This is a genomic window from Weissella cibaria, from assembly GCF_004521965.1.
Taxonomy (GTDB): domain Bacteria; phylum Bacillota; class Bacilli; order Lactobacillales; family Lactobacillaceae; genus Weissella; species Weissella cibaria_A.
In genome coordinates this window covers 1-13,006 of sequence record NZ_SDGK01000018.1, presented here as the reverse complement: position 1 = coordinate 13,006, position 13,006 = coordinate 1, and the positions used below count along the sequence as shown (strand labels likewise).

Below are 13,006 nucleotides of genomic sequence, written 5' to 3'. Positions count from 1 at the left end.
TGTTTGGTTGCCATATTTTTTGCTGTTATGCCAGCGGCATTTTTGCTATTCTTAGTTCAAGAAATCTTGAAAGAAAAATTGTGAACACATGGTTGAACAAAGCGGATTTTCAGATTTTGAAAAACAGGCGATGAAAGAACGAGCAGCTAAATTACGACGAGAGCAGACAAATAAGCGGAGTAAGAAGAATCCAGAGGCCAATCTGCTAGAGAAAATTGATGAAATGCGAGATCATGAGGCACTTATCGCGGTGAAATTGCATGACTTAGTGAGGGAGATTGCGCCAGAGTTGCAACCCGAGACATGGTACAGTATGCCAGCTTATGCAAATGCGGACAGTAAAGTGGTGCTCTTTTTTCAACCAGCTACGAAGTTTCAAAGCCGGTATAACACAATTGGGTTTAATGATGCTGCCCAATTGGATGATGGCGCGATGTGGCCAACGTCGTTTGCAGTGCCGGCATGGCAGGAAGACGTAGCTAATCAAGTCGTTACATTAATTAAACGTGCAATGAAAAAATAAATAAAACGTGAAGGCAGCTGCCTTTAGGTGATTGCTTTTTTAAAAACGGTATAGGTCGTAAATAATTTTACATAACGCCACAAAAACACAATTAACTAATCTTTCAATGAAATGGTATATTTTTGGTCAATTGTTCTAATTGAAAATAAATGGTAACGTATTTGTAACGTTTGGTTCTTGGAGGATTTATTTATGGGTGAATTGTCAATTCAACCGGAACACTTGAGATAAATAATATTCTTTAGCCGATCTCCAGCCGAAAAGCTTTCGAGGTCGGCTATTAATTTGCTCAACCATTTGTTCAATGTATTCGTCTGAATAATCTTCGATTGCAGTCCCTTTAGGGACGTACTCACGGATTAGCCCATTTGTATTTTCGTTGGTCCCGCGTTGCCATGGAGCGTGGGGATCAGGAAAGTAAAACTGGACATCGAATTTCTTTGTTATCTCATCTTGCGCACTGAATTCATTTCCGCGGTCTGGAGTTAAAGTCTGTATCTGACTGGTTGGAAGGGAATCTAGCATTGAACCTATGATTCTCATAACATCGACGGTCTTCTTTGATGCCGCTCGTTTTGAAAGTAATATTCTGGTCTTCCTATCAACCATTGTGACCAATACTTGACCGCCTTTACGGCCAATAACAGTGTCCAGTTCCCAATCTCCAATTCGAGAGCGACAACCTGCTTCTGCAGGTCGCTCGTCAATCGTATTTGGAATTCTAATCTTACCTCGACGTTCGACATGACCTTTAGTATGTCGAGTTTTTCCTCTATGCCGAAGCGCACGAGCAATGCCCCGAGCTTTGTGACTTTTCACCGGCTGGCCCAAGTTATCTCTATAAATCGCTCGGTAGATTGTATTTGCGCTAATAATCGTATGACCTCTTGAAATCTTTAGTCGACCAGCTATCTGTTCAGGCGACCAATGTTTTTGATTGATTCCATATATAACTAGTTCTCGCAGTTCAGTGTTATCTAACTTTCGGCGTTTATGCGACTTCGTTCGAGCAAGCATGTGCTTTTGATCGGCATCCTCAGCTTCATAAGTTGAGCCAACACAGCGGGCAATCTCACGAGAGATTGTCGAAGCGCTTCTACCAATTTCTTTTGCAATGCTACGCATTGACAACCCTTCTCTGAGTAAAACTTCTATACGTCCGCGATCAAATGCGGTAAGCTGATGATAATGACTCATAATGTTTCCTCGCGTTCTGTATGTTCTAGACAAACTACATTTTACGCTGGTTCATTATGAGTCAGTTTTTATTTAGCTTAGTGTTGCACTTGAATTGTAAATTCAAGTATTGTTTTCATGGCCAACAGCTAGGGGTAGTGGTTGCTGGCCGAACCGTATCAAATGAGAAGAAAGAGTTAGAGCGTTCTCGATACGTTGAGATATGGTATCCCATATCTCAACGTTATTTAGTATAAGACGTATCGCATCTAAGTTTGTAAAAGTTCCCAAATAGTCGAAAGCTTAAAATTTGCGGGACGAACGAACAAACAAAAAGATACAGCTAGTTAAACGAAGTAATTATTCCCAGAATTGCGCTAAAAATAGATTGTTTTGACGAAAAAAATAAAAATTACCATAAATTTCATTAAATCACTCAAGTTTGAAACGTTACTACTTTTGCTTATTTTGAGTTGGTAAACTCATAAGCATAAAGACAAAACAAATTCACAGACAGTAGGATGAGTGTTATGGGACGAGTAGAAAAATTACACGTAAGAAGATATATAAGGCTGGTAAATTTTGGGTAGCTGCCGGTGCCACATTTTAACAACTTTTGTTATCGCCGGCGTTCAAGCTTTGGCTGAATACGGTAGATACAAATAAAACAGCTGATTCAAGTACGACGCAAAGTGCGACTGATACAGCTGCTGTGGCCACGGCGAGTCAAACAGATGTGTCATTGGGGACGACATCTGTTGCAACGTCAGCTGCTATTAGTGATGATAAGACGTCTGGGTCAGCGTCGGTTGCTGATGTGCCAAAGGTAAATACGGAAACTGCAGTTGGTAACCAAACAGCTGATAATGTTATGAGCACGGCAGATTTGGAACCAAAGGTCACAACAGAAAGTAGCGTCGTTCAACCGGCTGAGGCTAAAGATGAGACAAGTAACGCTAGGGTGACAGAAGATAACACAGTTGATGTAGCAAAGCAGGCGGGTCAGCAAGTTGAAGAAGTAACGCCAGCGACGACTGTAACGCCAGCAACAACTGATGTAACTGTAACAAAGGTAAATGAAACAGATACCACACAACAAACCAAGGCACCTGTTGTGAATACAGAAGAGCAAGAAAAGGTACAAACACCAGTTGCAACCACACAAACTATTGCCACTGTTGCCGATTCAAAAGAAATCATCGACTTCAGAAAACAACTGGCGGCTAAGGGGTATGTAGTACTTGGCTATGGTGAACCTGACGATAAAGTCTGGCTAGGTAATATCGTTATCGGCGATGTCATGTATGAAAATGTTGTGACTGTAGGTGTCATGCAATTAGACGATCAAACCAATGCTATGCTTAGTGCATACGATAATGAATGGTTTGGGAAGATTACAGTTTCTGTACAAACTAAGCAATATAACAATGTGATTAATTATGTTGATGATGACGCAGAAAAATAATCATTATTAATATTTTAGTAATGGTCCTGTTGCTCTAGATTTAGAGCGGCAGGCCGTTTTGCTTTTTTATCCTGACCCTATCCGGTCGGAGCCTATGACAATTTGCTATAATGGAGACATTAAGAAAATGAGGAAAATGCAGATGAACACAAGAATTGAAAATGTCCGTCGTCTATTCGAACCGCTGGGAATCGACGGGATGATTATTGCTGATGGGACAAACATGCGTTACCTGACTGGTTTTGAAGGTGGCTCGGGTGACGGCTTGGTTCTAATCAGTCGTGAAAATACCGCCTTGATTACGGATGCCCGCTACGAGGAAGAGTATCGTGAGCGCCTCGATGAAGGCACGCAACTGTTGGTTACCCGTGATTACTGGGGCGTGGCAATGGCGGCTGCAAAGCGCTTCAAGATTGAAAACCTGGGCTTCGAAGACACGCTACCATTCCGCGACTTTGATTTCCTTGATGAAAACTTTGTGGGTGTCGATATTGCACCGGTACCTGCGCTACTTGAAGCCATTCGTGAAGTGAAGGATGCTGATGAGCTAGCTAAGCTACGTCGTTCAGCTGACGTGGCCGTGGCGGCTTTTAATGAGATGGTAACGCAGTTGCACGTTGGTATGACTGAACGCGAAGTGGCTAACTTGTTGGATCGCATTATCAAGGAAAAAGGGGCTGACAAAGCCTCATTTGATACAATTGTGGCCTCAGGGTACCGTGGTGCTTTGCCACACGGCACATACTCAGATAAGCCAATTGCGGCGGGCGAGCTAGTGACGATTGACTTTGGTTACTTTGTCGATGGATACACGTCAGACATCACGCGTACTTTAGCTTTTGGTGAGCTTGATGAAAAATCAAAGCGCATATATGACGTGACGTTGGCTGCGCAACGCGCCACGATTGACGCAGTTAAGCCAGGTGTTGCGAATGCGGCATTGGATGCGGTTGCCCGTGATATTATCACGGAAGCCGGTTATGGCAAGGAATACAACCATGCCACAGGTCACGGTATTGGTTTGGATATTCATGAGGGTCCAATCTTATCAGCTAGTTCACCAGCTGAAGATGTTGTCCGTGAAGGCATGCTATTAACAATTGAGCCAGGTATTTATATTGCTGGCAAGGGTGGCGTGCGGATTGAAGATGATGTTGTCGTGACGGCTGACGGGTTTGAAAACTTGACGGCAGGTATCCCAACTGACTTGATTGTGATTGATAAATAAGATGGCACTACAATATTTTGAATTTTATCGTGGTAATTTAGCGACGGGATTTGATTATATTTACGCAAAGCAGACTGATCAGCACGCTTTTTATTTGCGCGTACCTGCGACAATGAAAGCACCGATTATGGATGTCGCGGATCCGACCTTTATCTTTAGGCGTGACCAACCCACTGATGCCAAATGGCGCCAATTTGCGACAATGTGGCAGGACGTTTCCTTTCAATGGCCAAACATTGAAAGGAAATTAATGGCAACTTTGCCAAATTGGCAGGCGGATTATCGGCAAGTACAACCAGGCGCAACCGATGAGTGGGGCTTAATTGTTCAGTTCGATGATCAACCGGATGTCTTACGCTTTGGTGGCGTAAATGCTTTTCCTGAATATTTTGCTGCGTTTGAAAAATGGATTAATAGTTATGATGGCGGAAGACTCCGCTAAAAGAGGATTAGAGAAAAATGGAATATTTTACTTCTGATACGCATTTCTTCCATGAAGAACTTTTGCAAAGTAATAATTTTGCACCTCGCCCATTTAACTTCTTAGAAGATGAGCACCCTGCAATGATTAAGGCCTGGAACGACCGGGTTGGTGAAATGGACACGGTGTACCATTTGGGCGATATTGCCATGGTAAACCACATCCGTCCAGCCAAGTTGGGGCATGAAATGATTGATGGTATCTTGGAACAATTAAACGGACACATTGTGATTATTAAGGGAAACCATGATTCGCGGGCATTGTTTAAGTATTTGGCTGCTCACAATCCGATGCTATCAGACGGTAAGCCGAAGTATGAATTCGAAGATGTTGGTCGCATTATTAAGGCCAATCACCACCAATTCTTTTTGACGCACTATCCAATGATGTTTGGTCAAACACCAAGTAGTATTAATTTGCACGGGCACATTCACCACTACAGCGTGCCAGTACAAGAAAATATTAATGTCGGTGTGGATAGTGCTGATTTGGATTACTTGATGGCTGACGAACGGCCATCATGGAGCACACCATTAACAATGAACGAAATTGAATTAATTATTCAACGAAAGCATGATGATTTCGCCAAGAGGAGGTAACTAGATGCGAGATAAAATTTCGATTTTACATACGAATGACTTACACTCGCATTTAGAGCGTTGGCCTAAAATCCGGCGCTATTTATTAACGCGCAAACGTCAGTTACGACGCGATGGCTTTAGCGTCTTGACGTTTGATATTGGTGATTTTTTGGATCGTCAACACCCTCTAACCGAAGCAACGATGGGCCAAGCCAATGTGGCCTTGATGAATGAAGTTGGCTATGATGCTGTGACGATTGGCAATAACGAAGGCTTAGGCTTAGTGCATGATGATTTAAATTGCTTGTATGACCAGGCCAATTTTCCGGTTATTTTAGGTAACATCACCGATAAAACGACCGGTAAGATTCCGGATTGGGCAGTCGCTTACCGCATTATTACGACGCCACGGGGTACCAGGATTGGCGTACTTGGGTTCACGGCGCCGTTTATTTTGACACTACCGTTATTAAATTGGATGCCAGAAGAAATTGACAGTGCGCTACAACGTATTTTGCTGGAATTAGCGGGTAAAACAGATATTAATATCTTGCTGTCACACCTAGGTATACCAACTGACCGATACTTGGCTGAGCATTACCCAGAATTGCATGTGATTATCGGTGCCCATACGCACCATTTGTTGGAACATGGTGAGAAACGGGGCAATTCGTTAATCGCGGCGGCCGGGCGTTACGGGGATCATATCGGCCGTATTGAATTAGAAATTGAAGATGGCAAGTTGGTCCACATGCAAGCCCGTACAGTGGTCACGGATGATTTGCCAGCTGTGCATGAAGATGAGATTGAGATTGCTGGGTATCAAACTAGTGGTGAACAACAACTAGCGAAATGGGTGATTGCAGACTTACCAACGGTGTACACTACGGATATTCGTGGTGAACATCGTTTGATTGATTTGGGACTTGCCGCATTGATGCAACGCACGCACACAGATGTGGCGATGTTATCGACGGGCTTGTTCCTGCATGATTTACCAGCTGGCTTAGTCACTGCCAAGGATTTGCACGCCTTGTTACCACATGCGGTGCATCCAATGCGTTCAACGTTGGCAGGACCTGATTTGTGGCGCCTGGCCCATGAAATTGAAAAGAACCGCAACTTCTTACGACCTAATCGTTTGAAGGGCATGGGCTTCCGTGGTGAGGCCTGGGGTGAAGTTGTTTGGGCTGGGTTAACTGTCTTAGCGAATGGGGATGTTCTCGTGAATGGACAGCCACTCGATATGGCGGCTACGTATACAATTGGTGGTTTAGATCATTACATGTTTATTCCGTATTTCCCAACTTTGGAAATCGCGGGACAGAACGTGATGTCATATGATACAGTAATTCGTGAGGACTTTGCAGCCTATTTGGCTGACACGTTTACACCTTAAATAAAATATAGCAGAAAGGAGGCCCACAACATGGATCGCGAACGGATGAAAGAACTTGCTGAGGAGCAGTTCATTAAGCGTCAAGAAGCTACGACCATCACAACTGGTGAAACATCTGACGTCATTTTTATCAACGAGCGGAGTTACCGGTTAGTGCATAACTACCGCGAAGCTTACGATCAACAAAAAATGGCAGCCCGATTTAGTGACTTCCTGGAAAAATATGATTTTCTAGTTGGTGACATTGCGGCTGATCAATTACGGTTGCATGGCTTTTATAAAGACGGTGCTACTGGTGTTGCCCGTAGCCAACAAATTTCAGCCTTACAAGACTACTTATATGAAGAAGTCAATTTCGGGGCACCATATTTCGTGTTAGAAAACCTTGCACCACATGATGTTGATGAAGGAGAAGATGAACAACAACCGGTTCATCGTAAGCGTCGTCGTCAACGTCGTTCAAATGCCAACATGAACCATTCAAATAACAAGGATGGCGGTAGTAACCAGAATCACAAGAGTAAGCCAAAGGGACCGGCAGTGGCTGAGAAGACGAAGCCAACGGGAAACAAGGCAAAGCATGTGAAGGAACGGACGAATACTGTTGAAACGAAGGGGCATAAAAAGCGCCGCCGTTTCCAGATTCGTGAACGACAAACCACAGAAACGAAGGGATAATCAGTTAACATGGCACAACACTACGATGGATATTTTATTGATTTGGACGGGACGATTTACCAAGGGACGAAGCGCTTTCCAGCAGGGAAACGGTTCATTGAACGCTTGACTGAATCGTCATCGCAATATCTGTTCGTGACAAACAATTCAACGAAGACACCTGATGAAGTTGCAGCCAATTTAACGGATAATCATGATACTCCCACGACGGCAGAGCAAGTCTACACGAGTGCGATGGCCTTGGCCGATTATTTGGCTGAGCTAGGGGACGTTAAGCGTGTTTTGATGATCGGTGAAATCGGCTTGCAGGTGGCTTTGGAAGCAAAGGGTTTTGAGTTGGTAAGTGAAGGGCCTGCTGATGCTGTCGCTATTGGATTGGATCGTAATATTAACTATGAGAAGTTAGTGCAAGCCACCCTTGCCATTCAGCATGGTGCTAAGTTCGTTGCAACCAACGTTGATACGAACTTGCCCAATGAACGAGGAATGTTACCTGGTGCTGGTACATTGGTGGCTGCTTTGCAAACAGCGGTGCAACAAAAGCCAGTTGTCATTGGTAAGCCAGAAACCATTATTATGGCTGGGGCGTTGCGCCGAACTGGTTTGACGGCTGACCAAGTGGTGATGGTTGGTGACAATTACAACACAGATATCTTGGCGGGAATTAATTCTGACATTGATACATTACTGGTCTATACAGGTGTTTCAACGAAAGAGCAAGTTGCTGCGGCTAATAAGCAGCCAACCCATGAAGTTGATTCATTGGACGATTGGGAAATCAAATAGACTATTCAAAACACGATTATGCGATGGCATAGTCGTGTTTTTTCTTACTTGATGTCAGCTTTCCTGACAAATTAAGTTGTTTCTCATTTTTTGAAACGTTGTTATATAGGAGTTTTAAGCTGTTTTCGATAGTTAAAATGAGAAATTAAAGAATGACGTCATTGACACTTGCGAATTCTCATAGTAATCTAATGAATATAATATAAGTGCAAGTGAAACGGGGAACGAATTATGAATAAGGTAGTAAAGACTTCAGCCTTGTTGTCAACGGCGTTGATTCTGGGATCAGCCTTGGCACCATTGTCTGCAGGAGCAGCAACGTATAAGACAATTAACTGGATGGAATCGGCTGACTTGGGAACTGCTGATCCATCAAAGGCAACAGCATCAGTTGACTTCGATGCTTTGCAAGCTACAGGTGATGGTTTGTACCGTAACGGTAAGGATAACAAGCCTGAATTGGCTTTGGCTGAGTCTGTGCAAAAGTCTGATGACGGTTTGACGTACACGTTTAAGTTGCGTTCAGGCTTGAAGTGGGCGAACGGTGATCCAATCACGGCGCAAGATTTCGTCTATGGTTGGCAACGTACGAATGATCCTAAAACGGCATCACAATATGCGTACTTGTTCTCAGGAATTAAGAATGCGGATGCAATCCAATCAGGTAAAGATAAGAACTTGGATGACTTGGGCGTAAAGGCGCTTGATGATCAAACGCTTGAAGTGACCCTTGAAAAGCCAATGCCACAACTTGAGTCAGTTTTGACGATGGCGCCATTTTACCCACAAAGCAAGGCTTTCGTGGATAAGGTTGGTAGCAAGTATGGTACGGCAGCCAAGTACACGTTGGCTTCAGGTCCGTTTGTATTGAAGGGCTGGACTGGTTCAAACAACAAGTACTCATTGGTTAAGAACAAGAACTACTGGGATGCTGACGCAGTGAAGACGCCAAAGGTTGAGATTCAAACCATCAAGGACCAAAACACGGGTTACAACTTGTACAAGGGTAACAAGCTTGATTTGGCTTACTTGTCATCGGACCAAGTGCGTGCCTCACAGAAGCGTAAGGATTACAAGGTTATTCCAATGGCTTCAACGTTCTACTTGGAGTTTAATGAGAAGAAGGTACCAGCGCTTAAGAATGTTAAGATTCGTCAAGCTTTGTCGTACGCAATTGACCGTAAGACTTTGTCTAACAAGGTGTTGAAGGGTAACGCAACCCCGGCCACGACGTTGACGGCTAAGAACTTGGCTAAGGATCCAAACACAGGTAAGGACTTTGCGGAGTCAGCTGCTGTGAAGGGTGCCATTAGCTACAACAAGTCAAAGGCTAAGAAGTTGTTTGCTGAAGGATTGAAGGAAGTGGGCAAGAAGAAGCTTAGCTTGCAATTGTTGACTGACGATACGGATAAGGCGAAGAACACGGCGCAATTCTTGCAATCACAATTGGAGGACTTGTCAGGATTGAACGTTGATATTAAGCAAGTGCCATTTAAGCAACGTTTGGCCTTCTCACAAGACAAGAAGTTTGAGCTTGTAATCTCAGCATGGGGAGCTGACTACGGTGATCCATCAACATTCTTGGACTTGTACACGTCTGATTCGTCATTCAACAACGGTAGCTGGTCAAACGCTGACTACGATGCAGCTCAAAAGGCCGCTAAGACGACTGATGTAAACGATGAGAACAAGCGTTACGACGACTACAAAATGGCTGAACAAACGATTGAAAAGCAAGTCGGTGTGGCACCGCTTTACTACCAATCATACGCAACGTTGTACCGTCAATCAGTTAAGGGTGTTGTCTCAAACCCAACTGGAGCACCATTCGACTGGAAGTGGGCTTACAAGAAGTAGGCTAATGAGTTAAAAAAGATTTTGAAACGGCTAGTTCACAGTGATGTGGGCTGTCCGTTTTTTTAATAAAAAGGGGCATGACTTGTGCAAGTTAAAGACCGGCTCTATGCCAAATAGCGTTGGTCGACAATGAATTTGAAAATTAACGCGATTTGAAGAGTCGCAAAAAGTGGTGATGACAGAAATGTTGGTCACCACTTTTTTAGAATTTCCCATACTTCATTTGGATACGGATGCGTCGCATGTCAAAGAGAATCCTGGAATTCGTCGTTGATAACACAGTGAACTGGTGAGTGTAAGAGATGCGAAACAAAATCGATAACCTTCTATGAAATGTCCTCCATAGTTAGTCGAATAACTTGAAGGCGTAGAGATTTAGAAATGTTTCGGTCTTCGTCTAAATCGAGTGATGACACAACTACGGAAGCGTTACCGTCATGGCAGTAATAGTGCTGCTTACGTAGACATAGGCGGTTATCGAAACCGTTAGTTGTTCGTAGCTTTACCTCGGTGGGGTTGTTGTAACCATTCTTGGTCACTACACTCTCTTGTCTGTACAAAGCGTAGTGATGCATATTACCGTGTAGTGCAGTTTCATAAATAATAGTTTTATGATTATCTTTTCCACGATATGAGATGTGATTGAACTCACCGTTATCATCCATAAAAAATTCGAAATTTGAGTCTGTTAATCTGACGCTACGTAGGATAGAATCATTTAAAGACATCAATAGCTTTCCTTGTATTTTGGTTTTAGACGAGTTTAGGATACACCGAACTATTGGTGTTTTTATTTTTGTTTTTGTTTTGAGGCAGGGGCAAAGTCAGGACCCTTAAGACTGGACTGATAGTTGCTGCGATAAAATTGAAAAGTAACGTGATTAGACGATTTTCAAAGAGTGAGGATGACGGAAATGTGATCCTTATTTTTTATAATTCAGAATCTACTAAATTTCATTTAAATGTGGATACGATGCAGGTAATTGGTGATTTCCTTGAGTCTGCAATTTTTACGTTTGATTATGGTCAAGTGCAGGCTTACTAAGTTGCTATTTAATTACATTTAAAAATCACAATAGCTGTATCAGTGGCGCAAATAATCAACGCACTTTTTATGACATATCTTGGTATGACCAAACCCAGTGACGTAATATGTAAATTTTTACTGCTATGATCGAAGTGATTAAAAGCATCTGCTCCCTTGGATTTGGTTTGGTGACTTTAGCTTACATCGGGTAACTGGTGCTTTTTGTTTGCTATTAGATCGAAGCGTCAAAAGAAACGAAGCAACCTGCTTAACAAGGTCGATGGATTGCCTAGTTGACCATTTTGAGTGTGATGGTCAGGAGGATTGGTTGATTTGCCAGACAAATGCACCGTATTAGACGAGGGCCTTTAGAAGCTCTTAGTAAAAGCTAAGTTTGTCTGACTGAAAGACATATTCGTCTGGCGAGTAATGAGTGCAATTTTATAATTACGGATACCCAGGTCACTTCTAATGTGAGGCAGCCGATTAATTTTGACTTATAAAGCTGATGGGGAATGTTACCTCCCGACTAAACCAGAATTTGCTAGTGATTACTAAGGTTAGATACATTGCGGGGGATAAATTAGGCTACTGCTAAATAGCAGCGTTAGTTGTTTTGATATAAAGCCAGAATAAATTGCGATTTTGCCAGATTACGATGGACGATTTAACTAACCTGATTCATTGAAATTAAAGGTACGTCAGAAGATGAAGCGATATTGCCAGGCAGACTTATCAGCGATTAAGGTTAGCAGATGCTACGTTCATTTGGATATAACAGTTGAGTCTAGATGGCACCAAATCCTTAAAATAGTGAATGGCCCTGTAATTTACAATCGTACATAATTAAATAACCAGCGGTATAGAATGTAATCTTTGGCGTTTGGTCAGAAAATGTGCGATTTGGTCAGATAACATTTGTAGTAATCGACAAGATGAGGTGATTTTTTACGGGGGTAGTCAGACAAAATATTTGATTAGGCAGATAAACAGGGCTTATTCGTGGGTATGTCTTTAGGAACACTTAATAAATGGGGGCTTTATCTGACCAGTAGTGAGTTTTGTCTGACTAAATGCGGTGGGGGCGTTTCCGGTAGCACGTGTCCCGTAACAATTACCTGACCAAAAGCGACATTTATCAGGTGTTTGTGCTGTGATCGATTTTATCGCTGCTGGCAGCACACCTGGGGGGAGCCACTATGAGCGAGGAGACGATAGCGTGATGGTCAGACTAATTTGCGATTTCATCAGATTTTAGCGGGGATCCATTAATAGTAATTGGGGATTATGACAGTTTAGTCAGATGGATTCATCGCTTGGTTAGAGGACAGGAACTGTCATAACGTGAGGCGTTTAGAGAAAATTAATCATTAGACAGTTAATCTGGCGTAATTGGTGAATCGTCTGGCAGCAATGGTCCTGATCAGTGTGGATGTGCCTATATGCGTAGTAATTAATAAGTGCGTCAATGTTAGTCGTCGGTAAATTAGTCATATGCATGCCAACGTCGTTAGAGAAAGTTAATCTGTTGAAATATAATCTGACTAAACAGCAGAATTCTCTGACGAGGCTATCATTTTTACGACCTGTTGATGGGATGTTAGGTATTAGTAGTTTGGTTGCGGGGCAGCTTTAGGCTTGTTTTGTGCCATCTTTACACTTGCTGAAGTATGTTTATTAACGCTGCCTGATACATACATCGTTATCCCTTAAAAAATGTCATTGTGGTGATGTCAGATTTAAAATTGGGGGTTGCATTCATGCTATGAACGAGGTATTATATTTAAGTTATCTTTTGAAAGAAA

At 42.8% G+C, this 13,006-nt stretch carries 12 protein-coding genes; 10 read left to right on the top strand and 2 right to left on the bottom strand.

The genetic code is table 11. From position 1 onward, the window contains the following. Positions 1-88 precede the first annotated feature (88 nt). On the top strand, positions 89-523 hold the full coding sequence (locus EST42_RS02990) for a hypothetical protein (protein WP_134644148.1): 435 nt from the start codon (positions 89-91) through the stop codon (positions 521-523). 204 nt (positions 524-727) lie between these two features. On the opposite strand, the gene EST42_RS02985 is transcribed toward EST42_RS02990, so the two are convergent. Beyond that, entirely contained in the window at positions 728-1,720 is a 993-nt protein-coding gene (locus tag EST42_RS02985) for an IS30 family transposase (protein WP_134643832.1), read from the bottom strand. 526 nt (positions 1,721-2,246) lie between these two features. Between EST42_RS02985 and EST42_RS11515 the strand changes: the two genes are divergently transcribed. From EST42_RS11515 to EST42_RS02940, 9 genes are all read left to right on the top strand, one after another. Next, positions 2,247-2,309 carry a KxYKxGKxW signal peptide domain-containing protein gene (locus EST42_RS11515; RefSeq protein WP_134644179.1) on the top strand — a complete coding sequence of 21 codons (63 nt, stop codon included), beginning with the start codon at positions 2,247-2,249 and terminating at the stop codon, positions 2,307-2,309. 6 nt (positions 2,310-2,315) lie between these two features. After that, positions 2,316-3,164 carry a hypothetical protein gene (locus EST42_RS02975; protein WP_134644147.1) on the top strand — a complete coding sequence of 283 codons (849 nt, stop codon included), beginning with the start codon at positions 2,316-2,318 and terminating at the stop codon, positions 3,162-3,164. A gap of 142 nt (positions 3,165-3,306) precedes the next feature. After that, the gene (locus EST42_RS02970) at positions 3,307-4,392 is read left to right on the top strand and encodes a M24 family metallopeptidase (RefSeq protein ID WP_134644146.1); all 1,086 of its coding nucleotides are present in this window, start codon (positions 3,307-3,309) and stop codon (positions 4,390-4,392) included. Position 4,393: 1 nt separating this feature from the next. Next, positions 4,394-4,834: a phosphoesterase gene (locus EST42_RS02965; RefSeq protein WP_134644145.1), complete on the top strand. Its 441-nt coding sequence runs from the start codon at positions 4,394-4,396 to the stop codon at positions 4,832-4,834. 17 nt (positions 4,835-4,851) lie between these two features. Then, the gene (locus EST42_RS02960; protein WP_134644144.1) at positions 4,852-5,472 is read left to right on the top strand and encodes a metallophosphoesterase family protein; all 621 of its coding nucleotides are present in this window, start codon (positions 4,852-4,854) and stop codon (positions 5,470-5,472) included. 4 nt (positions 5,473-5,476) lie between these two features. After that, on the top strand, positions 5,477-6,853 hold the full coding sequence (locus tag EST42_RS02955; RefSeq protein WP_134644143.1) for a bifunctional metallophosphatase/5'-nucleotidase: 1,377 nt from the start codon (positions 5,477-5,479) through the stop codon (positions 6,851-6,853). A 30-nt stretch (positions 6,854-6,883) separates the two neighbouring features. Beyond that, the gene (locus EST42_RS02950) at positions 6,884-7,531 is read left to right on the top strand and encodes a YutD family protein (RefSeq protein ID WP_134644142.1); all 648 of its coding nucleotides are present in this window, start codon (positions 6,884-6,886) and stop codon (positions 7,529-7,531) included. 9 nt (positions 7,532-7,540) lie between these two features. Then, positions 7,541-8,317, top strand: a complete 777-nt coding sequence (locus tag EST42_RS02945) for a TIGR01457 family HAD-type hydrolase (protein ID WP_134644141.1) — start codon at positions 7,541-7,543, stop codon at positions 8,315-8,317. 231 nt (positions 8,318-8,548) lie between these two features. After that, the gene (locus tag EST42_RS02940; RefSeq protein ID WP_134644140.1) at positions 8,549-10,174 is read left to right on the top strand and encodes a peptide ABC transporter substrate-binding protein; all 1,626 of its coding nucleotides are present in this window, start codon (positions 8,549-8,551) and stop codon (positions 10,172-10,174) included. 326 nt (positions 10,175-10,500) lie between these two features. On the opposite strand, the gene EST42_RS02935 is transcribed toward EST42_RS02940, so the two are convergent. Next, complete coding sequence (locus EST42_RS02935) at positions 10,501-10,902, bottom strand: hypothetical protein (RefSeq protein WP_134644139.1); 402 nt, start codon at positions 10,900-10,902, stop codon at positions 10,501-10,503. Positions 10,903-13,006: the final 2,104 nt, after the last annotated feature.